Source organism: Caulobacter sp. Root343, from assembly GCF_001425745.1.
Lineage (GTDB): Bacteria > Pseudomonadota > Alphaproteobacteria > Caulobacterales > Caulobacteraceae > Caulobacter.
The window spans coordinates 232,078-258,825 of sequence record NZ_LMDF01000011.1 but is presented as its reverse complement, the minus strand read 5'-3'; the positions used below and the strand labels follow the sequence as shown (position 1 = coordinate 258,825).

Here is a 26,748-nt window from a genome sequence, read left to right as displayed (position 1 = left end):
CGATGACCCGGCGCGCGGCAGCTGGCTAGAACGCTTCGATCAGAAGACTCGCCAACCGCTCTTCCTGGCGGGTCAACATCGAGCGGCCCTTGTTGGTCTTCAGCGGCGCGGCCTGGCCGGTGATCAGATAGGCGATCCCGCGTCCGGACCTCGGATCGACCCAGAGGCCCGAGGTGAGGCCATAGGCGTCGCCGGCGTGGCCGAACCAGCTCGCGCAGCCGTCGAAGACGTTGTCGCCCGTTCCGCCGGTCAGGGTCTGGACGCCCAGGCTGTAGGCGGCGATCAGGCCGCCATAGCCCTCGCCGTTCGGATGTTTGGGATCGAAGCGCCAGGCCGGGGCGGTCATTCGGACGAAGGTCGCGGGCTTCAGGATCGGCGCGCCCTTGGCCAACAGGACGCGACCAATGACGGCCAGGTCCATGACCGAGGCGCGCAGGCCGCCCTGCGGACCGAACACGAAGCCGTTTTCACCGGGGCGATAGCTGTCGAGGCTTCGTCCGGCAGCCTCGGGGGCGGTGCGGACGGCGGGCTCCGGCGCGGGCGGGACGGCGGCGTCCAACTGGGCGATCCACGGGCCCTTGGCGTCCCATGGCCCGTCGTCGGACGGGGCCTTGCGATAGAGGACGGCGCGGCGGTCGCGAACGTCTTGCGGAACGCCGCTCCAGTTGTAGCCGCAGGACAGGCCCAGCGGCGCGAAGACCACGCGCGCCATGAAGCGGTCGAACCGCTCACCGCTGACCGCCTCGATCAGCTGAGCGACCAGGGCGTAGTTGACGTCGGCATAGGCGAACCAGTCGCCCGGCGACTCGGTGGCGGGGCCGAACCAGGCTCCGTCGTCCCACTGGACGCCGCCGGGCGCCAGCGCCGCGCTTAGCGGGCGGCCGAAGGCGACCGGATAGCTGGGCCCATTGCGCAGGCCGCTGGTGTGCGAGAGCAGCTGTCGGGGCGTGATCCGCGCGGCCGGGAAACGCGGGTGGCGGAGGGGAAAGCCCAGGATCTCGCCGGCGTCGTCGTCCAGCCCGACCTTGCCGGCCTCTACGAGCGTCATGAAGCCAAGCGCCGCGACCAGCTTGGAGATCGAGGCGATGCGGGCCGGCGAGGTAGGCGTCATGGCCCGGCCGTTGGTCACGTCGGCCAGGCCGCGCGCCAGACGGAACCGGTCGCCGCCCCGGTCGAACGCGCAGCCGGCCAGGGCGGGCAGGGCCGCATTCGGATCGCCGTCGCCGGTCAGCAGCGCGTTGTAGGGATCGAGCGCGGCGGCGCCGGCGAACAAGGGAAGCGCGAGAGAGCCGCCGGCGGCGAGGACGAAGCGTCGGGTCGTCATTCCGCAGCCTAGATCGCTTCAGGCCGCCGGCGCCAGCGCCCGCGTTTTCTTCCACGCGCCATAGGCGAAGGTGGCCACGCCCAGCCAGATGAACACAAACGACAGGGCCCGCAGCGGCGTGAACGGCTCGCCGAACGCCACGCCCAACAGGAACTGCAGGGTCGGGGCGATGAACTGCAGGAAGCCGACCGCCGACAGCGGCAGGCGGCGAGCCGACCAGGCGAACAGGGCCAGCGGAACCACGGTGGCCGGCCCAGCCAGGGCCAGCAGGCCGGTGACGCCGGCCCCGGCGCCGAAATGGCTCTGGCCCGTCGACTGCAGGTGCAGGACGTAGAAGAGGCCGGGCAAGGCCAGATAGGCGCACTCGACGAACAGGCCGGTTTGGGCGTCGGCCTTCACCTGCTTACGCAGGATGGCGTAGGCGCAGAATGTCAGGGCCAGGCCCAGCGAGACGATCGGCAGGTGACCCAGGGCGATGGTCTGGATCGCCACCCCGACGGCGGCGAAGCCGATGGCGATCTTGCCCTCGGTCGACATGCGCTCGCGGAACAGCAGGGCGCCGGCCGCCATGTTCATCAGCGGATTGATGTAGTAGCCGAGGCTGGCTTCGATCACGTGGCCGGCGTTGACCGCGAAGACGTAGATCGTCCAGTTGCTGAAGATCGCCAGGGTCGACAGCGCCAGCACGCCGAGGGTCTTGGGCTGGCGCAGCACCGCCGCGACCTGGCCGCCCTGCCTGGCGATCAGCACCAGGCCGCCGGCCCACAGGACCGACCAAAGTGAGCGGTGGGCGATCATTTCCCACGACGAGACGCCCAGGTTCGACAGCAGGTGGAAATACAGGGGCAGGAAGCCCCACAGGACGTAGCAGCCGACGCCGGCGGCGTAGGCGGAGCGGCTTTCGGCCTCGGTCTCGTTCACGCTCGCCGACATGGCGTCGTCCTTCATGATCAGAAATGAAAAAGGGCTCCCGGGAGGTCTGCCCCGGGAGCCCTGATTTCCACCCGCTTGTTGCGGAGAGTGGTCTTTAGGCCGGGAGCTTCTGCTTGATCAGGCCCTTGTCGTGGAGGAGCTGGGCGATCTGCACGGCGTTCAGCGCCGCGCCCTTGCGCAGGTTGTCGGCGACGCACCACAGCGCGATGCCGTTCTCGACGGTGGGGTCGGTGCGGATGCGCGAGACATAGACCGGGAACTCGCCGGCGCTTTCCTTCGGCGTCATGTAGCCGCCGTCCTCGCGCTTATCGATGACTTCCACGCCATCGGCGTCGCGCAGGATCTCGCGGACGTCGTCCTCGTCCAGCGGGCTCTCGAACTCGATGTTCACGGATTCGGCGTGGCCGACCATGACCGGCACGCGCACGCAGGTGGCGGTCAGCTTGATCGACGGATCCAGGATCTTCTTGGTCTCCGCCATCATCTTCCACTCTTCCTTGGTGAAGCCGTCTTCCATGAAGACGTCGATGTGCGGAATGACGTTGAAGGCGATCTGCTTGGTGAACTTCTTGGGCGGCGGAGCGCCCAGGACGAACACGCCCTTGGTCTGCTCCCACAGCTCGTCCATGCCTTCCTTGCCCGCGCCCGACACCGACTGGTAGGTCGAGACGACGACGCGCTTGATCTTGGCTTCGGCGTGCAGGGGCGCGAGCACCACCACCAGCTGGGCAGTCGAGCAGTTGGGGTTGGCGATGATGTTCTTCGGCAGCGTGTTGACCGCCTCGGGGTTCACTTCCGGCACGACCAGCGGCACGTCCGGGTCCATCCGGAAGTGGCTGGAATTGTCGATCACGATCGGACCGGCCGCGCCGATCTTCTCGCCCCAGGCCTTGGAGATCGCGCCGCCGGCGCTCATCAGCACGATGTCAACCTTCGAGAAGTCGAACTGCTCGAGGTCCTGGCAGCGCAGGATCTCGTTGCCGAACGAAACCTCGACGCCAATGGATTTGCGGCTGGCGATGGCGTGCATCTTGTCGACGGGGAATTTGACTTCCTCGAGGATGTTGAACATCTCGCGGCCCACATTGCCCGTGGCGCCGACCACCGCGACCCGGTAACCCATCGCGCTCTCCTGAATACTACCAAAAACGGCTGATGTTCCGCGACAGATCGCGGAGCCGGGTTCCGTTACGCCTCATGCCCTCCGGGCGCAAGGCGAGGAAAGCTGGCGGTCCAATCAGTCCGGCTTTGACGACGACGAAGGTTTGGCCGGCTCCGCCGGCGGGGCGTCGTCCTCGAACGTGAACTGGATCGGGATGGTGATGACCAAGCCGTCGACCGTGTCGCCTTCCTTGGTCCACGGGTTCATGCGCATCACCGAGACCGCCTTGATCGCCGCCGCGCCGAAGTCGAGGCCGGCGGGCTGCTCGCGGACGGCCTGGCAGGCGGTAAGTTCGCCCGTCGCGGTGACGGTGCAGGAGACCACGCCCAGGCCCGACTTGATCCCGGCTTTGATAGCCGCCTGCGGATAGACCTCGGCCATGCCCTCGGCGGTCAGGGTGCGGATCCAGCGCGGCTTGGTCAGCTTGCGGCCATCGGGCGTGGCCGGGTCACGGAAGCGGAATGGCAGGTCGACCTGATAGTCCCTGACCGTCTTGGCCTCACTGGGGTTCACGGGGATCTGGAACAGCTTCGACAGCTCTAGCGCGGCCTTGCCGAAGCCCTTGCCGCGCGGGTTCTCGGAGATGACGTCGCAGGACCGAAGCTGGCCAGTCTTCACGAGGTCGCAGCGCAGGGCCGCTTGGCCCGAGGGCGCGCCCGCCGCGGCCTTGGGCCAGGCGGCGTTGATCTCGGCCTGGGTCGGGACTCGGTTCCACGGCGGATCCAGCACGACCGGCGTGCTGGTGATCGTCGCGATCCCGCGTGGGGGTTCCCAATTGATCGGGATGGTGACTTGGCCGCCCGGCACGGCGTGGCCGCCGCGGATCTTCGGCGACATGCGGAACTGAGGGGCCAGCTGCAGGCCGGCGCCGCCGAAGTCCAGGCCCGCGGGCGATTCGAAGACAACCTTGCACGCGTCGAGGAAGCCTTCGACCGTGACCCGGCACTGGATCGTGGCGCGGCCGCCGACATGCTTGTCCAGCGCCTTCTTCGGGAAGACGTTGGCCAGGTCGCGCCCGTCGGGCTTGCGCACCCAGTCAGGATTGGCGTCACCGGGCGCCAGGAACTCGAAGCTGGTGCGGACGGGCCGGCCTTCCACCGAGGCCCCCGTTCCGTCTTTCGGGGCGATCCGTTCGTAGCCGACAACCGACAGCGCCGCTTCGCCGAAGCCCTGACCGACGGGGTCCTCGCGCACCACCTTGCAGTCGCTCAGTCGCCCGTCCTTGGCCGCGACGCAGCCGAGCACGGCCTTGCCGGTCATCGTCGCGCCCTTCGGGAATGCGGCCTTCATCTTCGAGGGCGGGACATGGACGACGAAGTTCGGCCGCCAACCTTTCGGCGCTTCGTCGTCATCATCGTTTTGTGCAAGGACGGCGGTGGAGAGGCTGGCCGCCAGCAAGGCCAGCAGAAGCTTACGCGAGAGCACGATAGAACCCCGAGCCAAGTCGGCGCGCGACCCCTTCGGCGCTCGACCCTAGGTGGAGGTTATGTGATCCTGTGGCGGCCCGCCAGAGGGTTCCTCCAAAGGTTTTTCCAGAGGGTTTTCGGGGCGGGTCGCGCCCCCTATGTTGCCGGCCATGACCGACGTCGCCGCGCCCCCCCTTCCGAACGTTTCCGAGCTGACCCAGGACGGCCCCGCCGTCCGGCTGTTCCTGGTGGACGGCTCGGCCTATCTGTTCCGCGCCTACCACGCCCTGCCGCCGTTGACCCGCAAGAGCGACGGCCTGCCGGTGGGCGCCGTCCAAGGCTTCTGCAACATGCTGTGGAAGCTGATGCGCGACATGCAGGGCGACACGCCCACCCATCTGGCGGTGATCTGGGACCACTCCGAAAAGACGTTCCGCAACAATCTCTACGACAAGTACAAGGCCCACCGGCCCCCGCCGCCCGAGGACCTGATCCCGCAGTTCCCGCTGGTGCGTGAGGCGACCCTGGCCTTCGGCGTGCCGGCCATCGAGCTGCCGGGCTACGAGGCCGACGACCTGATCGCCGCCTATGCCTGCAAGGCTCGCGACGTCGGCGGCGAGGCGATCATCGTCTCGTCCGACAAGGACCTGATGCAGCTGGTCGGCGACGGCGTCTCGATGTTCGACCCGATGAAGGGCGTGCGGATCGAGCGCGAGCAGGTGTTCGAGAAGTTCGGCGTCTATCCGGACAAGGTCGTCGACGTTCAGGCCCTGTGCGGCGACAGCGTCGACAACGTGCCGGGCGCCCCCGGCATCGGCATCAAGACCGCCGCCCAGCTGATCACCGAATACGGCGACCTCGACACGCTGCTGGCCCGGGCCGGCGAGATCAAGCAGCCCAAGCGCCGCGAGACCCTGATCGAGTTCGCGGACCAGATCCGCCTGTCGCGAGCCCTGGTGAAGCTGGACTGCGACACGCCGCTGCCCCAGCCGCTGGACGAGCTGAAGGTGCGTGAGCCCGACAAGGAGGTCCTGGCCGCCTTCCTGGAGCAGATGGAGTTCCGCACCCTGGCCCGCCGGGTCGGCGACGGCTCGGCCGCGGCGACGCCCGGTACGCTCGATCGCGCTCCCGCCCAGCCCAAGGCTCCGGTCACCAGTGTCTCGTACATGGGAGCCGCCGCGCGCGCCGCCGCCAATCCGGTGGCCGAGCCGATCAGCATCGACCACGCCACCTATGTCCGGATCCAGGATCTCGACACCCTGAAGGCCTGGGTCGCCAAGGCGACGGCCAAGGGCCTGGTGGCGTTCGACACCGAGACCGACGCCCTGTCCTCGGCCACGGCCGGCCTGTGCGGCGTATCGCTGGCCATCAATCCGGGCGAGGCCTGCTACATCCCGGTCGGCCACTGCGAGAAGGACGGCCTGGCGCTGGAAGCCGCCGCCGACCTGGTGCAGATCCCGCTGGACGAGGCGATGGCCGCCCTGAAGCCGCTGCTGGAAGATCCGGCGGTGCTGAAGGTGGCCCAGAACGCCAAGTACGACATCGCCGTGCTCTCGCGATACGGGATCCAGGTCGCGCCGATCGAGGACACCATGCTGATCAGCTACGTGCTGGAGGCGGGCCTGCACGGCCACGGCATGGACGAGCTGTCGGAGCTGTGGCTGGGCCACAAGCCGATTCCGTTCAAGCAGGTGGCCGGGACCGGCAAGGGCCAGATCAGCTTCAAGCACGTGGGCCTGACCGAGGCCACCGCCTACGCCGCCGAGGACGCCGACGTCACCCTGCGGCTCTATCAGACCCTGAAGCCGCGCCTGGCGCGCGAGGGCCTGTCGACCGTCTACGAGACGCTGGAGCGGCCGCTGCCGGCGGTGCTGGCGATGATGGAGAACAACGGGGTCAAGGTGGATCCCGAGGCGCTGCGCCTGCTCTCCAACGAGTTCTCGATGCGCATGGCCAAGTACGAGGAGCGGGCCCAGGAGATCGTCGGCCGGCCCTTCAACCTGGGCAGCCCCAAGCAGATCGGCGACGTGCTGTTCGGCGAGATGCAGATGAAGGGCGGCAAGAAGACCGCCACCGGCCAGTGGTCGACCGACAGCGACGTGCTGGAGAGCCTGGCCCTGGAGCACGAGCTGCCGCGCGTCCTGCTGGACTGGCGCCAGCTGTCGAAGCTGAAGGGCACCTATACCGAGAACCTGATCGCCGCCATCGCGCCGGGCACCGGCCGGGTCCACACCTCCTACGCCCTGGCCGCCACGACCACGGGCCGGCTGTCGTCGTCGGATCCCAACCTACAGAACATCCCGGTCCGCACCGAGGAGGGTCGCAAGATCCGCAAGGCGTTCATCGCCGACAAGGGCAGGGTGCTGATCAGCGCCGACTACAGCCAGATCGAGCTGCGCCTGCTGGCCCACATCGGCGACATCCCGCAGCTGAAGCGCGCCTTCCAGGAAGGCCTCGACATCCACGCCATGACGGCCTCGGAGATGTTCGATACGCCGATCGAGGGCATGGACCCAATGATCCGCCGCCGGGCCAAGGCGATCAATTTCGGCATCGTCTACGGGATCAGCGCCTTCGGTCTCGCCAACCAGCTGGGCATCGGCCAGGGCGAGGCCGGGGCCTATATCAAGACCTACTTCGAGCGCTTCCCGGGCATCCAGGCCTATATGGACGCGACCAAGGCCTTCGTGCGCGAGCACGGCTATGTCACCACCATCTTCGGGCGGAAGATCAACATCCCCGACATCCAGGCCAAGTCGGCCGCCCACCGGCAGTTCGCCGAGCGGGCGGCGATCAACGCCCCGATCCAGGGCGCGGCCGCAGACGTCATGCGCCGGGCCATGATCCGCATGCCCGCCGCCCTCGAGGCCGCCGGCCTGGAGTCGCGGATGCTGCTGCAGGTGCACGACGAACTGGTCTTCGAGACCCCCGAGGCCGAGGCCGACCGCGCCTGCGCCGTGATCCGCGAGGTCATGGAGAAGGCCGCCGATCCGGCGGTGGCGCTGTCGGTGCCGCTGACCGTGGAGGCCCGCGCCGCGCTCAACTGGGACGAAGCGCACTAAATCAATCCGTGTCCGGAGGGTTGCAGCAGTCTTCGCCGCCCTCTCCGGTCAGCAGCGCGCACGTGTCGAGAGTGCTTCTGCAACCAGAGGCAAGTGCTTGAGATCGCGACAGATTCTCAATGTCGAACTCTGCGACATTGCGCCACAGTAGAGTTAACAGCCCAGCAACCTTGCGCGGCCCAAACATGGAGCCGTGCTCGGTTGCGGAAGCGCCGTCGTGGCGAATCCGCCTGCCGAGCCTGCCCAAGAACCTTGGAGGCTGCGGTGAAGTTCGGCAATTTCAGGATCCCCACGAAGCTGCTGGTCGTGTTCGGCGTGCTGCTGGCGACCATCGCGACCATGGGCCTGGCGCTGTTCGTCAACTCCATGGTGCTGGAGAAGTCGGTCGCGCGGTCCGAGCGCGCCTATCAGGTGATGCAGGCGGCCGACACGGCCACCTATCGCCTGACCCGGCAGGAAAACTCGCTGCGCGGCTACCTGCTCTCGGGCGACGACTATTACGTCAAGCGCATCGAGACCGTGCACAAGGTCAAGTTCTTCGGCGCCCTGGACAAGCTGGACACGCTGGGCGCCGACCATGCCCAGGTGCAGGCGATCCGCGACGCCTATGCCGGCTACCGCAAGGAAGCCATCGACCCGGCCCTGCGCCTGGGCGCTGATCCGGCGACCCGTCCGCAGGCCGTGGAACTGGTCCGTAACGACGGCGTCGCCGACAAGGCCGTGGTGCCGGTCGAGGACGCCCTGGACGCCATCCAGGCCTCGGCCCAGGGGCGCATCGAAGCCGAAGCCCTGGCTCAGAAGAAGGCCCAGGCCATCTCGAACCTGGTGCTGATGGCCGGCATCCTGCTGAGCGGCGCCATCGCCCTGGGCGGCGGCCTGCTGCTGTCCAGCTCGATCGCCAAGCCGGTGGCCGCCATGACCGCGGCCATGCGCCGCCTGGCCTCGGGCGACAACGCCATCGAGATTCCCGCTGTCGACCGCGCCGACGAGGTTGGCCAGATGGCCGCCGCCGTGGTCCACTTCAAGGAAGCGGCCATCGCCAAGATCCGTATCGAGAGCGAAGCCGAACAGACTCGCACCGCCGCCGAGCGCGACCGCGCCGCCAATGACGACGAGCGCCGGGCCACCGCCGCCGAGCAGGCCCAGGTGGTCGAGGCCCTGGCCTCGAGCCTGTCGCGCCTGGCCGATGGCGACCTGACCTGCCGCATCGACGCGCCGTTCGCCGGCCGCTATCAGCAGCTGCGCGACGACTTCAACAAGGCCGTCCTGAAGCTGGAAGACGCCATGAAGGCGATCGTCGCGGCCACCGGCGGCGTCAACGCCGGCGCGGACGAGATCGCCTCGGCCTCCGACAACCTGTCGCGCCGCACCGAACAACAGGCCGCCAGCCTGGAAGAGACCGCCGCCGCCCTCGACGAGATCACCGCCACGGTTCGCAAGACCGCCTCGGGCGCTCAGGAAGCCTCGCAGGTCGTGGCCGCCGCCCGCTCCGACGCCGAGCGCTCGGGCCGGATTGTCAGCCAGGCCGTCTCGGCGATGACCGAGATCGAGACCTCGTCCACCCAGGTCAGCCAGATCATCGGCGTCATCGACGAGATCGCTTTCCAGACCAACCTGCTGGCCCTGAACGCCGGGGTCGAGGCGGCGCGGGCGGGTGAAGCCGGTCGCGGCTTCGCCGTCGTCGCCCAGGAAGTCCGGGCCCTGGCCCAGCGTTCCCTGATCTCGACCTCGACCCAGCAGGTCGGGGCCGGCGTGGACCTGGTCGGCCAGACCGGCGAGGCGCTGAGCCGCATCGTCGAGCAGGTCGCCTCGATCGACGCGCTGATGAAGGAGATCTCGGCCTCGACCACCGAACAGGCCACCGGCCTGAACGAGGTCAATTCGGCCGTGAACCAGATGGACCAGGTCGTTCAGCAGAACGCCGCCATGGTCGAGGAAGCCACCGCCGCCACCCATTCGCTGAAGAACGAAGCCGGCAATCTGGCTGAACTGGTCTCGCGCTTCCGCGTGGCTGGCGCGGCGCCGAGAGCCGCCGCTGCTCCGTCGCGTCCCACCGCGGCCGCGCGTCCGGCCTCGCGGCCGATGTCGCGCCCCTCCGCGCCCGTCTCGCGGGGCTCGGCCGCCGTGGCGGTCAACGAGGATTGGCAAGAGTTCTGATCGCGTCCTGATCGATGAGGATCAGCGGGCTCTCCGGGCGACCGGGGAGCCCGTTTCGCATTCAGCCGCGCTTCAGGTGCACGGTTTCGAATGCCGACTGGGTCGGCTGCGTCCGGTTCGCGTTGGGCGCCGGCAGCACGAGGCCGATCGCGACGGAAACGAAGAGGGCGGCGGTGAAGGAGGCCTTGATGGCCATGGCTCTTTCTCGGGTCTGGCGCCTTGGAGCGATCATCGCGGACGCTGACGGAGGCTCAGATGGCCCCGTCCGCGCCACGTTCAAGGTCCCACCGAACGAGGGTTTCTCGCAGGGCTTGAAGGTGTCCTGATCGAACAAAGAAGGCCGGAAACCGCCCAGGCGGTTTCCGGCCTTCTTACGCGTCTCGAGGGCGCGAAATCAGAAGATTTCGAACAGACCAGCGGCGCCACGCTGAGATCGCGAAAGCGATCTCAGCCACTTTTCGTTGATGGGCGCCGTCCTCCGTCCTGATCGAAATCAGAAGATTTCGAACAGGCCGGCGGCGCCCATCCCACCGCCGATGCACATGGTGACCACGCCCAGTTTGGCCTTGCGGCGCTTACCTTCCAGCAGCAGGTGGCCGGCGCAGCGGGCGCCGGTCATGCCGAACGGGTGGCCGATGGCGATCGAGCCGCCGTTGACGTTGTACTTCTCCGGATCGATGCCCAGGCGATCGCGGCTGTAGAGGCACTGACTGGCGAAGGCCTCGTTCAGCTCCCACAGGTCGATGTCCTCGACCTTCAGGCCGTGGCGTTCCAACAGGCGCGGCACGGCGAAGACCGGACCGATGCCCATCTCGTCGGGTTCGCAACCGGCGATGGCGAAGCCCCTGAACAGGCCCAGAGGCTCTAGGTTGCGGCGGGCGGCCTCCTTGGCCTCCATCACCACCACGGCGGCCGCGCCGTCCGACAGCTGGCTGGCGTTGCCGGCGGTGACGAAGTTGCCCGGGCCCTTGACCGGCTCCAGCTTGGCCAGGCCTTCCAGCGTCGTTTCGGGACGATTGCACTCGTCCTTGGTGACGACGTAGTCGACCAGGCTCTCTTCCTTGGTCTCCTTGTTGACCACCTTCATCTTGGTGGCCATCGGCACGATTTCCTGGTCGAACAAGCCGCTGGCTTGGGCCGCGGCGATGCGCTGCTGGCTGCGCAGCGAATATTCGTCCTGGTACTCCCGGCTGACACCGTAGCGCTTGGCGACGATGTCGGCGGTGTCGATCATCGCCATCCACAGGGCCGGCTTTTCCTTCATCAGCTTGTCTTCGGTGATGTGGAAGCGGTTCATGTGACCGCCGCCCTGAACCAGCGAGATCGACTCCACGCCGCCGCCGATCGCGACCGGGGCGCCGTCGTTGCGGACATAGTTGGCGGCCGTGGCGATCGCCTGCAGGCCCGAGGAGCAGAAGCGGTTGACGGTCTGGCCCGAGGTGGTGACCGGCAGGCCGGCCCAGATGGCGGCGTTGCGGGCCACGTTCATGCCGGTGGCGCCTTCGGGGCCGCCGCAGCCCAGGACCACGTCCTCGACCTCGGCGCCGTCCAGGCCCGCGCGGCTCACCGCATGCTGGATCGCGTGACCGGCCATGGCCGCGCCATGGGTGTTGTTGAACCCGCCGCGGTTGGACTTGGCCAAGCCCGTGCGGGCGTAAGAGACGATGACCGCTTCGCGCATGAGGGCGCACTCCCCGTTAAACGTTAGTTTGAATTGGGCCCACCCTAGACCGGCTTTTTCCGGTGCGAAAGGTCACGCGTGCGTAAAGGGAAATGGGACCGGTAACCGTACGGCTTTTTCGAAGGCGCGGGACACCGGTGTCTAAAATACTGATTTCTCTCAAGCTTCGTTTCGCGTTGACTTTCCCCGATTCGGGTATGAACGCTGGAGTTGCGCTCCGAGCTCGACCTCGCGGCGCGAAAAAACCAAGTCCGGGAGGTACCCATGACCATCGCTACACCGCGCCGCCGGGCGCGTCGGACGCTGCTGGGCGCCAGCGCGCTCTCGACGATCGTCGGAGCGGCCGTCCTGGCCGTTCCGACCCTGGCCGCCGCTCGACAGCAGGCCGACCAGAACGCCATCGAGGAGATCATCGTCACCGCCACCAAGCGCGACGCGACGATCCAGGACATCCCCTTCTCGATCAACGCCCAGACGGAAAAGGACATCCAGCGCTCCGGGGCGGTGACCCTTGAGGACCTGTCGCGCAACGTCGCCGGCCTGACGATCCAGAACCTCGGCCCGGGCCAGAGCCAGGTGTCGGTGCGCGGCGTCTCGGCCGGCCAGGTGGTTCGCGACCAGCCCGGCGTCAAGGAGCAGGTCGGGGTCTATCTCGACGAATCCGTGATCTCGCTGTCGCTGTTCACGCCGGACATCGACCTGTTCGACCTGAACCGGGTCGAGACCCTGCGCGGCCCTCAGGGCACGCTGTTCGGCTCGGGCTCGGTGGGCGGCACGATCCGCTACATCACTAACCAGCCCAAACTGGGCGTGTCCCAAGGCACGTTCGAGGCCAACGCCAACCTGGTCGGCGGCGACAGCTTCGGCGGCCACGTGAAGGGCGCGGTCAACGTCCCGATCTCCGACAAGGTCGCCATGCGGGCGGTCGGCTACCTGACGCGCTACGGCGGTTTCGTCGATGCTCGCAAGGAAGGCGGCAAGGTCGACAAGAACGTCAACGACGGCACGCGGCGCGGCGGGCGGATCGCGTTCCTGATCCAGCCGAACGAGACGTTCAGCTTCACCCCACGCGTAGTTTATCAGGAGATCCGGGCGCACGGCTTCAACCGCCAGGAATCGTTCAACCTGTTCGCCAACAACAACACCACGACCCGGCCGAAAATCCAGCTGGGCAAGCGCGAGCAGTACCTGCTGCTGGACGAGAGCTTCGCCGACGACACCCTGCTGGCCGACCTGACCGCCAATGTGAACCTCGGCGGCGCGACCCTGACCTCGGTGACCAGCTACATCAACCGCGACATCGCCGTGAACCGCGACGCCAGCGCTCTTTCGGGCAGCGTCTCGGTCGATCTCGGCTTCCCGGCCGCGGCGGTGCTGCTGCCGTCCAAGCTGGTCGACACCACCGACCTCGAGCAGTTCACCCAGGAGCTGCGCCTGGCCTCGACCGGCGACGGGCCGTTCCAGTGGGTGATCGGCGGCTTCTATTCGAAGGTCGACCGCGTCTACAACCAGCGCCTGCCGACCCCCGGCTACGACGCCTATACCGACGCCGTCCTGGGCGCCGGCACCTCGGCGGCGGTGGCCAACGGCTTCGAGGCCAACTCGCCCTACGACGCCTACCTGCCCTACGACATCAAGCAGAAGGCGGTGTTCGGCGAGGTCAACTACACCCTGGGCAAGCTGACCGCGACGGCCGGCGGCCGCTACTACGACTTCAGCGAGACGCGGCAGTTCAAGTCGGGCGGCCTGTTCGCCAACGGCGACAACCGCACCGACAAGACCTCGTCCGACGGCTTCACCCCGCGCTTCCTGCTCAGCTACGAGGCGGCCGACCACGTCACCTTCAACGCCCAGGCCTCGAAGGGCTTCCGCCTCGGCGGTGTCAACGACCCGCTGAACCTGCCGCTGTGCTCGGCCCAGGACGCGGCGATCTTCGGCGGCTATCAGAACTATGACGACGAGACGCTGTGGAACTACGAGGGCGGCGTGAAGTCGCGCTTCGGCGGCGTCACCTTCAACGGCGCGGTGTTCTACACCGACATCAAGAACCTGCAGACGACCCTGGACGCCGGTTCGTGTTCCTCGCGCGTGGTGTTCAACGTGCCCAAGGCCCACACCAAGGGCATCGAGGGCGAGCTGACCGCGCGCCTGGCTTCGGGCCTCGACATCGGCCTGTCGGGCAGTCTGCTCGAAGCCGAGTTCGACTCGACCGTGAAGGACGGCACGGGGGCGGTGATCGGCGGCATCCGCGAGGGCAACCGCCTGCCGTCGGTGCCGAAGTTCCAGGTCTCGTTCGACGTCACCTACAGCCGCGAGGTGCGCGACGGCGTCAACGGCTATCTGAAGGCCTCGGTCCAGCACGTCGGCAGCCGCTTCACCCAGGCCAGCGACCAGGAGAACAACCCGCGCTCGTTCATCTCCAACCTGCCGTTCGGCGGCGCGACGGGCCTGGTTCCGACCGTCGTCGACCTGAAGCTGCCGAGCTACGAGATCGTCAATCTCAGCGCCGGGCTGGAGATGGCCGACGGGGTCGACCTGACCCTCTACGTCAACAACCTGTTCGACGAGAACGCCCTGCTGTCGTTCGACCGGGAACGCGGCGGCCGGGCGCGCCTGGGCTACTCGATCGGCCAGCCGCGCACGGCCGGCGTGACGGTGCGCAAGTCGTTCTAGACCCGAAAGGCGGTCGTCCCGCGCGGCCGCCTTTTTCTAGCCCGCCTTTTCCTCGGCCTTTTCCTTGGCCAGGGGATCGGCGTGGCGATGGATCAGCTTCCAGGCGCCGTCCTCGCGTCGGAAGAGTTCGGTGATCCGCAGGTGCATCTCGATCGCCTCGTCGTGGCCAACCAGCCGCACCTTGGCGTGCTGCAGGCCGGTCCAATAGGCGAGGTCGCCGTCGGCGTCGCTGTGCAGGATCTCCAAGGTCGTCTCGCCGCCCTCGGCGAACGCGCCGGCGTCGTGCGCATAGACATCGGCCACCCGATAGGCCCCTTCCTCGCGCCCGCCGCCCGGGGGGAAGAAGGTGGCCGGGCAGGCCGTGGCGACCATCTGATCCAGCGGGCCGGCCTTGCCGTTCACATAGGCCTGGGCCGCCTGTCGGCGGATCTCCAGGAAGGCGTCGAAATCGGACATGGCGCTCTCCGCGGTCGTCACAAGAGGAAGCGCGCGAGCCCGCGTCCGTATCCTTTCGGCGTCTCGCGCAGGCTAGCGTTTCGGCAGGACGGTCAGCCCGTCCGGCAGTTCGTTGCGGTCGTCGCCGCGCGGCGGGACATGGGCGGCCAGGATGGCGCCGGTGCGGGCCACGGCGGCGACGAAGCCGTCGGCGGCCTTGCCGGCCCTCAGCCCGCCGACCAGGTCGGCCGCCACCTCGTCCCACACCGTGTTCGGCGCGGCCTTGTATATGCCCTCGTCGGCGATGACCTCGACCCGATGTTCGGCCAGGGCGGCGAAGATCAGCACGCCGGTGCGGTCGCGGGTGAGATGGAGGCCGTGGCTCAGGAACTGCTCCATCGCCGCGCGCCTGACCCGGGCGGTCTTCAGCGAACCAGGCGTCAGGGCGCGCCGGACCGCCGGGATCGAGACGGCCAGGGCCGCGACGACGAACACCACCAACTGCAGGGCGATATAGGTCGACAGGGCCGACAGGATGGCGCCGTCCAGGGCCGCGGCGTGGCCGATGCTCCAGCCGCCGAACAGCCGGGTCAGCATCTCGGGCCGGAAACCCGCGAACAGGGCCGCGGCCGGCAGAACCAGGGCCGCGGCCGCCGCCCAGACCAGCGGGGTTTCGCGATAGTCCGAAACCTCCGGCGCCAGGACGCAGAAGATCTCGCCGGCGGTGGTCTTCTCGGCCTGCGCCACCGCGCCGGCGATGCGGTCGAGGTCCTGAGGGGTCATGCGTATCGCCATCTCACCAGCTCCCCGAACTGCCGCCGCCGCCGAACGAGCCGCCGCCGCCGGAGAAACCTCCCCCGCCGCCGCCCCAGCTGCTTCCGCCACCGCCGCTCCAGCCGCCGCCTCGGCCGCCGTTGTTCAGCGCGCCCAGGATGATCCACGGCAGGGCCGAGCCCAGGCCGCTGCGCCCGCGTCGACCTCGGAACAGGCTGGAGAACAGGATGATCAGGAACAGGCCGATCATCAGGCCGACCAGAGGCGAGCCCTTGGCCTTGTGGCGTTCAGGCCGGCTGGCCTCGGCGATGCGGACCTTGGCCTGGTCGGCGGGTAGGCTGAGCTGCTCGACCAGGGCGTCCGTCCCGGCCACGACGCCGCCCGGCAGGTCGCCGTCGCGGAACTTGGGCAGGATGGCGCTTTGGATGATGACGCTGGACAGGGCGTCGGTCAGCACCGGCTCCAGGCCGTAGCCGACCTCGATCCGCACCTTGCGATCATTGGGCGCCACCAGCAGGATCGCGCCGGTGTTCTTGTCCTTCTCGCCGATGCCCCAGGTCCGGCCCAACTGGTAGCCGAAGTCTTCGATCGGATAGCCCTGCAGGCTGGGCACGGTGGCGACCACCAGCTGGCGACCGGTCGTGGCCTCCAGGTTTTCCAGCTTGTCGGTCAGGTCGCGCTCGACGTCGGGCGACAGCACCTGGGCCTCGTCGACCACCCGCCCGGTCAGGGGCGGGAACTTAGGTTCGGCGAAGGCGGGGAAGGCGAAAACGATCACCGCCAGCGCCAGGAGGCAGGCCCTCAGCCAGGCGGTCGAGGGCGCCTCCCCCGCGTGACGGGAGACGACGAAGGCGGCCATCGTCACAGCCCTACTGCACCTTCGGCGGCGTCGCCGTCGGCGGGGCGCTGAAGTCCACGGTCGGGGCGCTCTGCGCCGCCGCCGAGGCCTGGAACAGCTGGGCCGGCTTCTGGCCGCTGTACATCGTCTTGGCCCAGAACACGCTGGGGAAGGTGCGCAGGGTGGTGTTGTATTTCTGGGCCGTCGAATTGTAGTCGCGGCGCGCGATCGTGATGCGGTTTTCGGTGCCTTCCAACTGGCTCTGCAGGGCCAGGAAGTTCTGGTTCGACTTCAGCTCCGGATACTGTTCCTGAATGACCATCAGCCGGCCCAGCACGCCCGACAACTGGTCCTGGGCGGCGGCGAATTTCTGGAACTGGGCCGGGTCGGTGATGGTCGAGGCGTCGACCTTGACCTGGGTGGCGCTGGCGCGGGCCTGGGTGACGGCGGTCAGCACGTCCTTTTCCTGGGCCGCGTAGCCCTTCACCGTGGCGACCAGGTTCGGCACCAGGTCGGCCCGGCGCTGGTACTGGTTCTGCACCTCGGCCCAGGCGGCCTTGGTCGCCTCGTCCTGGGTCGGGATGGTGTTGATTCCGCAGCCAGCCAGAGTCGCCGGAACAGCGACGATCACGGCGACGCGGGCGGCGTTACGGACGAGACGGTTCATCAAGTATCCCTCCATGCGAACATGTATGCTCGCGTATCGCTGTTAGATAGCGCGTCCCTTGATACACGTCAGGTCGCGACGGATTAAACCTTGTCCATGAGCAAACGCGGCATCCCCGTTCGGGTTGAGGTCGGGGAAGAAAAGGCGCGAGTTTGCGCGAAAGTCTCATCGAGATAGGCCGAGAGGGACGGCGCGCGTGCGCGAGGCGCTCTTCCACGGAAGACTAGGCGCGACGAGTAGCCGCGGCCAGCCATGTCCTTGCGAAACAAGACCTTAACCCGCTCTTGACCAGGCCGGGCGTAGATTTCCGGCATGATTATCATGGCCGCCTTCGCGATCCTCGGCGCTGCGCTCGGACTTCTGGTCCGGCCGCGGATGCTGGGCGTCGCCCTGCCAGTCATGCTGGCGGCCATCGTCCAGGGCGGCGTCTTCTGGACGGTTGGGGTGATGGCGAAGCAGCCGAACCGCGAACTGCTGGTCGAGCGCCTGCAGTCGATCTTCGGCGAAGGCTGGATCGGCGCGATGGGGCCGGTGATCGCCGCCCTGATCGGCGCGCTGATGGCCGCCGTGATGAGCGCCTTCACCGATCCGACCAAGGTCGAGCCGCTGCTGACCGCCGACGGCATCCGCCGCCACGCGGGCAAGGACGGCCGCTATTCGCGTGTCCAGGGCATGGTCGAGGACCGCGCCATCCACGCCAAGGCCGAAAGCCGGATCGACCAGATCCTGGGGCTGTAGGCTGCGCTCCTCAAGAAACCCGGCCCTTCCTAGGCTTCATGCCTAGGCCCAGCGTTCAGCTTGCAATGTCTTGAGCCGAACGCACCCGCGCTGGCGGCGTTCACCGCTCATCTCCCGAGCCTAGCCGCGCCCTGGATCCTCGCCACGAGGGCGAGGAAGGCGGTTTTGGAGGTGGCGCGAGCCGGAGTGGGGCGCCGCACCCTCGCCGTTTCCGCTTAGCCCTCGCCGCGTTTCCTCAGGAATCCCCGTTTTCCGAAAAATCGACGCGCCCGCGAAATTCCGCTTGCGCAATTTCTTATCACTGATATCTAAGCGATGCTTAGTTCGGATCCGAAGCACCGGTGGGGATACCGGCGCTCCTAGTCCCCGGGTCCGGGCGGCCAGTACCGCTTTTCGCCGATCATCGATCTGACCGCAACTTCCCCAACACCGGAGGGCTTTCTGATGAAGCTCCGTTCCCTGACGGCCGTGGCCGCCATCGCCTTCTCCATGTTCGCCGGTTCGGCCTTCGCCGACGGCCGCATCGCCGCCGCCCTGGACGCGCCGGTCGCCGCCAAGACCAAGGTCGTCGCCGGCGGCGCCGTCTTCGTCTGCGAAGGCGCCGAGTGCGTCTCGACCCAAGCCCCTTCGCGGGCCCTCACCGCGGTGGCCTGCAAAGCCCTCGCCAAGGAAGTGGGCCGCGTCGCGGCTTTCGGCGGCGAAACCAAGTCGCTGGACGCCGACGACCTGACCCGCTGCAACGCCTCGGCCAAGGGCGGTTCCGCCCTGGCTTCGGCTAAGTAAGAACACGTATCGCTTTGCCTTAAGTACCGGACGCTTAGGGGCCGTCGTTTCTCCGGCCTCGTCTGGCTGTTTCCTCGAGCATTCGCCTGAACGGGGCGGCGGGTCCTTCCCGCCGCCTCTTTTCTTTTTCGGGTCAGGGATTAGTTGAAGGCCATGGACACGAGCCTCGCCGCCCAGCTGGAATCCGTTCTGCGCAAGGCCGCGGGCGAAGGAACAGCCTTGGCGTCGATGACCGTCGACTACGGAAGCGAGAGCCCGGCCGACGATCTGGAGCCGAAGGCTTGGGTCGAGCGGGCCACCCGCAGCCTGGTGTTCACACAAGGCGAGCTGCGTCGTCCCGACGGCGCGCTGGCGGCTTCGGCCTCGGCCGTGTTCCGCCGCGCCGGAGACTGAACGCGCCGGCTTGGTTGCGACTGCGAAAGGCCCGTGTTATCAGGCGCGCGGCTTCGGACGGGGCGGCGCGGCAGCGCCGGCCGTCCATGTGCTTTTCGCGAGCGCGCTCAAGCCTTTAAAGCCGCGACAGGGGTTAAACGTCTTGTCGGCGGCCATTTACAACGCACCGGGCGGATACCAAGTGGCGGACGAAACCAAGGCGACGGATGCGGGTCAGCGCTATGCGCAGTCCCTGTTCGAACTGACGATCGAGAGCGGCTCCCTGACCAAGGTCGAGGCCGATCTGAAGAGCCTGAAGGCGATGTATGCCGACAGCGCCGACCTGCGCCGCCTGATCGCCTCGCCCGCCTTCTCCGCCGAGGAGAAGGGCAAGGGCCTGGCCGCCGTCGCCACCAAGGCCGGCTTCCAGCCGCTGACCACCAAGTTCCTCGGCCTCGTGGCCGCCAACGGTCGCTCGGCCGACCTGATGGGCGCCATCACGGCCTTCGCCGAACTGTCGGCCAAGCACCGCGGCGTCGTCACCGCCGAGGTCGTCTCGGCCTCCGCCCTGTCGCCGGCCCAGCTGAAGGGCGTGCAAGCCGCTCTCGCCCAGGCCCTGGGCAAGACCCCCGAAGTTTCCACGCGCGTCGATCCGTCCCTGCTGGGCGGTCTGAAGGTGCGCGTCGGTTCGCGTCTCTTCGACGCTTCGCTCCGTTCGAAGCTCGATTCCCTGAAATTCGCCCTGAAGCGCGCCTAAGCCTTTTAATAAGCGCGCCCAAAAAGATTAGATCGCAGAGAGCCCAGAAGACCATGGACATCCGCGCCGCCGAGATTTCGGCCATCCTCAAGTCGCAGATCGCCAACTTCGGCGAAGAAGCCGCCGTTTCGGACGTCGGCCAGGTGCTGTCCGTCGGTGACGGCATCGCCCGCATCTACGGCCTGGACAACGTCCAAGCCGGCGAAATGCTGGAATTCCCGAAGGCCGGCGTGAAGGGCATGGCCCTGAACCTCGAGCGCGACAATGTCGGCGCCGTGATCTTCGGCGCCGACGCCGAGATCAAGGAAGGCGACGAAGTCCGTCGCCTGGGCGAGATCGTCGACGTGCCGGTCGGCCGTGGCCTGCTGGGCCGCGTCGTCAACCCGCTGGGCGAGCCGATCGACGGCAAGGGCCCGATCCAATACACCGAGCGTCGCCGCGTCGACGTCAAGGCGCCGGGCATCATCCCCCGCAAGTCGGTGCACGAGCCCGTGCAGACCGGCCTGAAGTCGATCGACACCCTGATCCCGGTCGGCCGCGGCCAGCGCGAGCTGATCATCGGTGACCGTCAGACCGGCAAGACCGCCGTCGCCATCGACACCATCCTGAACCAGAAGGCCGTCAACGCCGGCAAGGACGAGAGCGCCAAGCTCTACTGCGTCTATGTCGCCATCGGCCAGAAGCGCTCGACCGTCGCCCAGATCGTCAAGACCCTGGAAGAGCACGGCGCCCTGGAATACACGATCGTCGTCGTCGCCTCGGCCTCGGAGCCGGCCCCGCTGCAGTACCTGGCCCCGTTCTCGGGCTGCGCCATGGGCGAATGGTTCCGCGACAACGGCCTGCACGGCCTGATCATCTATGACGACCTGTCCAAGCAAGCCGTCGCCTACCGCCAGATGTCGCTGCTGCTGCGCCGCCCGCCGGGCCGCGAAGCTTATCCCGGCGACGTGTTCTATCTGCACTCGCGCCTGCTGGAACGCGCCGCGAAGCTGAACGAGGACAACGGTTCGGGCTCTCTGACGGCCCTGCCGATCATCGAAACCCAGGCCAACGACGTGTCGGCCTACATCCCGACCAACGTGATTTCGATCACCGACGGCCAGATCTTCCTGGAAACCGACCTGTTCTATCAGGGCATCCGCCCGGCCGTGAACGTCGGCATCTCGGTGTCGCGCGTTGGCTCGTCGGCCCAGATCAAGGCGATGAAGCAGGTCGCCGGCCCCATCAAGGGCGAGCTGGCCCAGTATCGTGAAATGGCCGCCTTCGCGAAGTTCGGCTCGGACCTGGACGCCTCGACCCAGAAGATGCTGGCGCGCGGCGAACGCCTGACCGAGCTGCTGAAGCAGCCCCAGTACGCCCCGCAGTCGGTCGAAGAGCAGGTCTGCGTGATCTACGCCGGCACCCGCGGCTATCTGGACAAGATCCCGACCTCGTCGGTTCGCCGGTTCGAGAGCGAGCTCCTGGCCCGTCTGCACAGCGCCCACAAGGACCTGCTGGACGGCATCCGCACCAAGAAGGCCCTCGACAAGGATCTGGAAGCGTCGCTGAAGAGCGCGCTCGACAGCTTCTCGTCGACCTTCGCCTAAGCCCCCTCGGAACGCTCGGAGAGAGTAGCGCCGAATGGCCAGCTTGAAGGAAATGCGCAATCGGATCTCGAGCGTCAAGGCGACGCAGAAGATCACGAAAGCGATGCAGATGGTGGCGGCGGCCAAGCTGCGCCGGAGCCAGGACGCGGCGGAATCCGCCCGTCCTTACGCTCGGCGCCTGGCCACTGTCATCGCCAACCTCGCCGCCGGCGTGTCCGGTGACGGCGCGCCGAAGCTCCTGGCCGGGACGGGCCGCGACGACCGCCATCTGGTGGTGGTCGCCGCCGCCGATCGTGGCCTGGCGGGCGGCTTCACCTCGTCGATCGTCCGCGCCGCGCGGGTCCACATCGACGGGCTGATCGCCCAGGGCAAGACGGTGCAGGTGATCTGCGTCGGCAAGAAGGTGACGGCGCAGCTCGCCCGTCCCTACGCCGGCAAGGTCGTCGAGACGTTCGACCTCTCGGCCTACCGCCAGTTCACGCTGTCGGTGGCCCAGCCGATCGCAGACGCGGTCACGCGCCTGTATGAAGCCGGCGAGACCGACGTGGTCACCCTGTTCTACAGCCGCTTCAAGTCGGTGGTGCAGCAGATCCCGACGGGCCTGCAGCTGATCCCCGCCACGGTCGAGGGCGTCGAAGCGCCTTCGGGCCCGACGGCGGTCTACGAGTACGAGCCCTCGGAAGAGGCCATCCTCGAGACCCTGCTGCCGCGCAACCTGACGGTCCAGATCCTGTCGGCCCTGCTGGACAACATGGCCGGCTTCTACGCCAGCCAGATGACCGCCATGGACAACGCCACGCGCAACGCCGGCGACATGATCAAGCGCTACACCCTCGAGTACAATCGTTCCCGCCAGGCCCAGATCACCAAGGAGCTGATCGAGATCATCTCCGGCGCCGAAGCCGTCTGATCCAAGCCTAACGACACAAGCACGCAGAGACCGAAAGACCGCACGCCATGGCCAAGACCCCCGCTAAGGCCCCCGCCGCCGCTGAAAAGCCGGCGACCGCCGCCAAGAAGCCCGCCGCTCCCAAGGCCGCCGCCGCGCCGAAGGCCGCTGTCGCGAAGGCTCCGGCCGCCGCGAAGGCCCCCGCCGCCAAGAAGACGGCCGCTTCGACCCCGGCCAACGCCGCCCTGAACCTGGACGGCGCCACCGGCCGCCTGGTGCAGATCATCGGCGCCGTCGTCGACATCGAGTTCGTCGGCGAGCTGCCGGCGATCCTGAACGCCGTCGAGACCGTCAACACCGCCACCGGCCAGCGCCTGGTGTTCGAAGTCGCCCAGCACCTGGGCCAGAACACCGTCCGCGCCATCGCGATGGACGCCACCGAGGGCCTGGTCCGCGGTCAGCCCGTGCGCGACACCGGCGAAGCCATCCGCGTGCCGGTCGGTCCGGGCACCCTGGGCCGCATCATGAACGTCATCGGCGAGCCGATCGACGAGCAGGGCCCGATCCGTTCGGACATCACCCGCACGATCCACCGCGACGCCCCGACCTTCGCCGAGCAGACCAACACCGCTGAGGTGCTGGTCACGGGCATCAAGGTCATCGACCTGATGTGCCCTTACACCAAGGGCGGCAAGATCGGCCTGTTCGGCGGCGCCGGCGTCGGCAAGACCGTGACGATGCAGGAACTGATCAACAACATCGCCAAGGCCTACGGCGGTTATTCGGTTCTGGCCGGCGTGGGTGAACGCACCCGCGAAGGCAACGACCTCTATCACGAGATGATCGAGTCCAACGTCAACACCGACCCGAAGGCCAACAACGGCTCGACCGAAGGCAGCCGTTGCGCCCTGGTCTACGGCCAGATGAACGAACCCCCGGGCGCCCGCGCCCGCGTCGCCCTGACCGGCCTGTCGATCGCGGAATACTTCCGTGACGAAGAAGGCAAGGACGTGCTGCTGTTCGTCGACAACATCTTCCGCTTCACCCAAGCCGGCGCCGAAGTCTCGGCTCTGCTGGGCCGCATCCCCTCGGCCGTGGGCTATCAGCCCACCCTGGCCACCGAGATGGGCAATCTGCAAGAGCGCATCACCTCGACGAACAAGGGCTCGATCACCTCAGTCCAGGCCATCTACGTCCCCGCCGACGACTTGACCGACCCGGCCCCGGCCACCTCGTTCGCCCACTTGGACGCCACCACCGTTCTGTCGCGCGACATCGCCGCCCAGGCCATCTTCCCGGCCGTCGATCCGCTGGACTCGACCTCGCGGATCATGGACCCGCTGGTCATCGGCGAGGAGCACTACACGGTCGCTCGCCGCGTCCAGGAAGTCCTGCAGCAGTACAAGTCGCTGAAGGACATCATCGCCATCCTGGGCATGGACGAGCTGTCGGAAGACGACAAGCTGGTCGTGTCGCGCGCCCGCAAGATCTCGCGCTTCCTGAGCCAGCCGTTCCACGTCGCCGAGCAGTTCACCAACACGCCGGGCGCCTTCGTCCAGCTGAAGGACACGATCCGCTCGTTCAAGGGCATCGTGGACGGCGAATACGACCACCTGCCGGAAGGCGCCTTCTACATGGTCGGCGCGATCGAGGAAGCCGTGGCCAAGGCCGAAAAGATGGCGGCGGAAGCTTGATGACCGAAGACGCCGATCTCGGCCATTTCTGCTGCGAGGAGCTGGCCGAAGCGGTGTCTCCGGACCCCGCCGCCAGCCTCATCGAGCATGACAGCGGCCTGATCCTGCTGAATCTCGGCGAACGGGAAGAAGAGGGCGAGACCGGCCTGGTGCTGGCCACGATTCGCTTCTGCCCGTTCTGCGGGACCGAGATCCAGACCGACGAGGACATCGAAGCCGCGCTTGGCGGCGTCGAGGAGACTTTCAACTGATGGCCAAGCTGCACTTTTCCCTTGTGGCTCCGGAACGGGAACTGTTCTCCGGCGACGTGGACCTGGTCCAGGCTCCGGGGACGGAAGGCGATTTCGGCGTCCTGGCCGGCCACGCCCCGTTCATGACCACCCTGCGCGAAGGCAAGGTGACCGTGAAGGACGGCGCGACGACCAAGGTGTTCGACATCCAGGGCGGCTTCGCCGACGTCGGCCCCGACGGCCTGACGATCCTGGCCGAGCACGCCGTCGAAGCGGCCTGATCCGTCCTGTCGTGACTTTTGAAACGCCCTTGGTCCTGCCGGATCGAGGGCGTTTTCGCGTCAAGCGCGAACCTTTCCGCCCGGGCCATAAGAAAATTACACCTGTGGCCCAATCTTGGTCTCAATCGGTAGCCATAAGGGTTGCGAGGGATCGTCTGTCGGTTTTAATGCCGACCTCTCGTCTTGTTGGGGATATCCAGCCTATGCGCCTTGCGCTCGTCAGCCTGATCGCCATCGGCGCGGTCTCGACCACCGCCCTTGCCCAGGAGCAAACCGCTCCGGCGCCCGCCCAGGCTCCCGCCGCCGCTCCGGCTCCGGCCGATCAGAGCGCTCCGGCTCAAACGACGCCGGCCGCGCCGGCCGACCAGACCGCGCCCCCGGTCGCCGCGCCGGCCGCCGGCCAGGCCCCGGCCGACAGCTATGTCGCGCCGACCCGCGGTCCGCGCACCACCGACCCGCTGTCGGTGCGCCTGATGGACGTGCTGGACAAGGTCTGCAAGCCGTCGGTCGCCGGCGGTGACTTCACCCAGCTGGTCAAGGACTACGGCTTCAAGAAGAAGAAGGAGCAGTGGGTCCTCGCCCTCGAGAAGCCGTACAACATCACCCTGGACAACCCGGGCTCGAACAAGAACGTCTGCACGGTCACCATCGACTATTCGCAGACCCCCGAGCAGGCCCAGGAACTGGCCAACGCCCTGCACGATTGGGCGACCTGGGAAAACAGCCCGCAGCTGCGCCTGATCCGCAACGACCAGACGGTCGGCAGCGACTTCCGTCGCTTCACCGTCTCGTGGGACGACGCCTGGGCCGGCGGCCACGCGGGCCTGGTCTATATGCGCCTGAAGAAGCTGGACGAAACCTCGGTCGGCAAGAACTTCGAGCGCGCCCAGATCCTGTACAGCACCACCAGCCGCTAACCCGGTTGCTCCGCCTTCGGGCGGACCTATCTGACGAAGGCGCGGGGACGACCCCGCGCCTTTTTCTATCCGGGGACGACCCCGCCTTTTAAGGAAAGGGCTCGTCGTGGCCTGGATCATCCTTCTCATCGCGGGCGTGTTCGAAGTGGGCTGGGCCGTGGGCCTGAAGTTCACCGAAGGCTTCACCAAGCCGATCCCGATCGCCCTGACGGCGATCAGCCTCGTGTTGTCCATGGGCCTGCTGGGCTGGGCCGTGAAGACCCTGCCGCTGGGTACGGCCTACGCGGTCTGGACCGGCGTCGGCGCGGTCGGCACGGCCATCGTCGGCATCATGCTGTTCAAGGAGCCGGCCACGGCCGCCCGGCTGGTCTGCCTGGGCCTGATCGTGGCGGGGATCCTGGGGCTGAAGGTGTTTTCGCCGGCGGCGTGAGATGACCGGCTAAATCTAGAAAACCGATCTCCCCGGCGAAGGCCGGGGCCCAGATTCATCCGGAGAGGCTCGCGCGTTCGCGCCACGGGTCTGAGCCAAGACCCGAACGGGCCATGGCTCGATCTGGACCCCGGCCTTCGCCGGGGAGGTCGGTTGAGGAGAGGGCTACTAAGCCGCCGCCCGGTCTTCCGCCGTGATGAACTCGAGGCAGCGCGCGGCCACCGCCTCCCAGCCAGGCTCGCCCGGCAGCCAATGGCTCATTTCGGGGAAGACTTCGACGCTGCCGCCCAGGCGCGCGGCCGTCTGGCGGACGGTGGCGGGCGGGTGGATGACGTCCTGGCCGCCGGCGACGGCCAGCACCGGGCAGCCGGGTGACGAGACTGAGGTGGTCATGAACGGGTCCAGCCACCAGTTCAGGGTCTCCCACAACGCCCGGCCGCTCTCGGCCGTCATGCGGGCGAAGATGGCCTTGCGTTCGGGGCGAGCCAGCCGGTCGACGCTGTAGCGGCGCACGACGCCATAGTCCGGGGCGACGGCCTGCAGCCAGTAGGGGCCCAGGGCGTAGAGGCTGACGGCCGAGACCGCCTCCTCCAGGGTCGCGCCCGAGACGCCCCAGGGGGCGGACGGGGCCAGCAGGATCAGTTTGGAGACCTTGGCGCGGCTGGCGGCCATCTGGGCGACCAGGCCGCCCATCGAGTGGCCGATCAGGATGGGCGGCGTCTCGCAGGCCTCGGCCAGGCGGGCGATCTGGCGGGCGTAGTCGCTCATCGACACGCCGGCCGCGCTGCTCTGGCCGTCGTGGCCGATCAGGTCGGGTGTAAGGACGTGATGGCCGGCCGCCTCGAAAGGGGTACGGAACACGTCGAAGGTCCAGCCGCCGCAAAAGGCGCCGTGGACCATGATCACCGGTGCGCGCATGGACGCCCTAAGCAAACCCCGCCGGCGAAGCAGCCGGCGGA

General features: G+C 67.7%; 25 protein-coding genes. 14 read left to right on the top strand and 11 right to left on the bottom strand.

Translation table 11 applies throughout. The features are described 5' to 3' along the window. Positions 1-25 precede the first annotated feature (25 nt). The 4 genes from ASC70_RS23025 to ASC70_RS23010 all read right to left on the bottom strand — a co-directional run bounded on the left by ASC70_RS23025 (position 26) and on the right by ASC70_RS23010 (position 4,844). Positions 26-1,324 (bottom strand): serine hydrolase, encoded by a 1,299-nt coding sequence (locus tag ASC70_RS23025; RefSeq protein ID WP_056055138.1) that lies wholly within the window; start codon positions 1,322-1,324, stop codon positions 26-28. 18 nt (positions 1,325-1,342) lie between these two features. After that, complete coding sequence (gene rarD / locus ASC70_RS23020) at positions 1,343-2,257, bottom strand: EamA family transporter RarD (RefSeq protein WP_056055323.1); 915 nt, start codon at positions 2,255-2,257, stop codon at positions 1,343-1,345. Positions 2,258-2,351: 94 nt separating this feature from the next. Then, positions 2,352-3,380, bottom strand: coding sequence for an aspartate-semialdehyde dehydrogenase (locus ASC70_RS23015; RefSeq protein WP_056055135.1), 1,029 nt, complete (start codon positions 3,378-3,380; stop codon positions 2,352-2,354). Between the two features lie 114 nt (positions 3,381-3,494). Then, positions 3,495-4,844 (bottom strand): TonB family protein, encoded by a 1,350-nt coding sequence (locus tag ASC70_RS23010; protein WP_056055132.1) that lies wholly within the window; start codon positions 4,842-4,844, stop codon positions 3,495-3,497. Positions 4,845-4,995: 151 nt separating this feature from the next. On the opposite strand from ASC70_RS23010, the gene polA reads away from it, so the two are divergent. Together polA and ASC70_RS23000 are read left to right on the top strand one after the other, a co-directional pair. Beyond that, positions 4,996-7,887, top strand: coding sequence for a DNA polymerase I (gene polA / locus ASC70_RS23005; RefSeq protein ID WP_162247257.1), 2,892 nt, complete (start codon positions 4,996-4,998; stop codon positions 7,885-7,887). Positions 7,888-8,151: 264 nt separating this feature from the next. Beyond that, complete coding sequence (locus ASC70_RS23000; RefSeq protein ID WP_056055127.1) at positions 8,152-10,044, top strand: methyl-accepting chemotaxis protein; 1,893 nt, start codon at positions 8,152-8,154, stop codon at positions 10,042-10,044. Positions 10,045-10,105: 61 nt separating this feature from the next. On the opposite strand, the gene ASC70_RS25805 is transcribed toward ASC70_RS23000, so the two are convergent. Together ASC70_RS25805 and ASC70_RS22995 are read right to left on the bottom strand one after the other, a co-directional pair. Continuing rightward, on the bottom strand, positions 10,106-10,240 hold the full coding sequence (locus ASC70_RS25805; protein WP_255355057.1) for a hypothetical protein: 135 nt from the start codon (positions 10,238-10,240) through the stop codon (positions 10,106-10,108). Positions 10,241-10,537: 297 nt separating this feature from the next. Then, the gene (locus ASC70_RS22995) at positions 10,538-11,725 is read right to left on the bottom strand and encodes an acetyl-CoA C-acyltransferase (protein ID WP_056055124.1); all 1,188 of its coding nucleotides are present in this window, start codon (positions 11,723-11,725) and stop codon (positions 10,538-10,540) included. A gap of 264 nt (positions 11,726-11,989) precedes the next feature. Here ASC70_RS22995 and ASC70_RS22990 point away from each other — a divergent pair, with 264 nt between their 5' ends. After that, positions 11,990-14,398 carry a TonB-dependent receptor gene (locus ASC70_RS22990; protein ID WP_056055121.1) on the top strand — a complete coding sequence of 803 codons (2,409 nt, stop codon included), beginning with the start codon at positions 11,990-11,992 and terminating at the stop codon, positions 14,396-14,398. A 36-nt stretch (positions 14,399-14,434) separates the two neighbouring features. Here the strand turns inward: ASC70_RS22990 and ASC70_RS22985 are convergent, their stop codons facing one another. The 4 genes from ASC70_RS22985 to ASC70_RS22970 all read right to left on the bottom strand — a co-directional run bounded on the left by ASC70_RS22985 (position 14,435) and on the right by ASC70_RS22970 (position 17,127). Continuing rightward, positions 14,435-14,854: a DUF4440 domain-containing protein gene (locus ASC70_RS22985; RefSeq protein ID WP_056055119.1), complete on the bottom strand. Its 420-nt coding sequence runs from the start codon at positions 14,852-14,854 to the stop codon at positions 14,435-14,437. 72 nt (positions 14,855-14,926) lie between these two features. Continuing rightward, positions 14,927-15,628 (bottom strand): TPM domain-containing protein, encoded by a 702-nt coding sequence (locus ASC70_RS22980; protein WP_056055116.1) that lies wholly within the window; start codon positions 15,626-15,628, stop codon positions 14,927-14,929. Position 15,629: 1 nt separating this feature from the next. Beyond that, positions 15,630-16,466 (bottom strand): YgcG family protein, encoded by an 837-nt coding sequence (locus ASC70_RS22975; RefSeq protein ID WP_082539912.1) that lies wholly within the window; start codon positions 16,464-16,466, stop codon positions 15,630-15,632. A 10-nt stretch (positions 16,467-16,476) separates the two neighbouring features. Next, positions 16,477-17,127, bottom strand: coding sequence for a LemA family protein (locus ASC70_RS22970; protein ID WP_082539913.1), 651 nt, complete (start codon positions 17,125-17,127; stop codon positions 16,477-16,479). Between the two features lie 306 nt (positions 17,128-17,433). On the opposite strand from ASC70_RS22970, the gene ASC70_RS22965 reads away from it, so the two are divergent. The 11 genes from ASC70_RS22965 to sugE all read left to right on the top strand — a co-directional run bounded on the left by ASC70_RS22965 (position 17,434) and on the right by sugE (position 25,789). Continuing rightward, a complete protein-coding gene (locus tag ASC70_RS22965) occupies positions 17,434-17,850 on the top strand; it encodes a hypothetical protein (protein ID WP_082009404.1) in 417 nt (138 codons plus the stop codon). 444 nt (positions 17,851-18,294) lie between these two features. Next, on the top strand, positions 18,295-18,633 hold the full coding sequence (locus tag ASC70_RS22960) for a hypothetical protein (protein ID WP_047412023.1): 339 nt from the start codon (positions 18,295-18,297) through the stop codon (positions 18,631-18,633). 153 nt (positions 18,634-18,786) lie between these two features. Next, entirely contained in the window at positions 18,787-19,026 is a 240-nt protein-coding gene (locus ASC70_RS22955) for a hotdog domain-containing protein (RefSeq protein ID WP_047412020.1), read from the top strand. Between the two features lie 181 nt (positions 19,027-19,207). Then, positions 19,208-19,762, top strand: a complete 555-nt coding sequence (locus ASC70_RS22950) for a F0F1 ATP synthase subunit delta (RefSeq protein ID WP_047412017.1) — start codon at positions 19,208-19,210, stop codon at positions 19,760-19,762. A 53-nt stretch (positions 19,763-19,815) separates the two neighbouring features. Next, positions 19,816-21,348, top strand: coding sequence for a F0F1 ATP synthase subunit alpha (atpA, locus tag ASC70_RS22945; protein WP_056055111.1), 1,533 nt, complete (start codon positions 19,816-19,818; stop codon positions 21,346-21,348). 34 nt (positions 21,349-21,382) lie between these two features. Next, on the top strand, positions 21,383-22,258 hold the full coding sequence (locus ASC70_RS22940) for a F0F1 ATP synthase subunit gamma (RefSeq protein WP_056055108.1): 876 nt from the start codon (positions 21,383-21,385) through the stop codon (positions 22,256-22,258). 47 nt (positions 22,259-22,305) lie between these two features. Next, a complete protein-coding gene (atpD, locus tag ASC70_RS22935; protein WP_056055105.1) occupies positions 22,306-23,931 on the top strand; it encodes a F0F1 ATP synthase subunit beta in 1,626 nt (541 codons plus the stop codon). Further along, positions 23,931-24,182, top strand: coding sequence for a hypothetical protein (locus ASC70_RS22930; RefSeq protein WP_047412008.1), 252 nt, complete (start codon positions 23,931-23,933; stop codon positions 24,180-24,182). Before atpD ends, ASC70_RS22930 begins: the two co-directional genes overlap by 1 nt. Then, complete coding sequence (locus ASC70_RS22925) at positions 24,182-24,442, top strand: ATP synthase F1 subunit epsilon (protein ID WP_047412005.1); 261 nt, start codon at positions 24,182-24,184, stop codon at positions 24,440-24,442. The genes ASC70_RS22930 and ASC70_RS22925 overlap by 1 nt, the downstream gene beginning before the upstream one ends. Before the next feature lie 167 nt (positions 24,443-24,609). Beyond that, positions 24,610-25,359, top strand: a complete 750-nt coding sequence (locus ASC70_RS22920; RefSeq protein WP_156396296.1) for a hypothetical protein — start codon at positions 24,610-24,612, stop codon at positions 25,357-25,359. A 106-nt stretch (positions 25,360-25,465) separates the two neighbouring features. Further along, positions 25,466-25,789, top strand: coding sequence for a quaternary ammonium compound efflux SMR transporter SugE (sugE, locus tag ASC70_RS22915; protein ID WP_056055099.1), 324 nt, complete (start codon positions 25,466-25,468; stop codon positions 25,787-25,789). A 168-nt stretch (positions 25,790-25,957) separates the two neighbouring features. Here sugE and ASC70_RS22910 read toward each other — a convergent pair whose 3' ends face one another. Continuing rightward, positions 25,958-26,707: an alpha/beta fold hydrolase gene (locus ASC70_RS22910; RefSeq protein ID WP_056055096.1), complete on the bottom strand. Its 750-nt coding sequence runs from the start codon at positions 26,705-26,707 to the stop codon at positions 25,958-25,960. Positions 26,708-26,748: the final 41 nt, after the last annotated feature.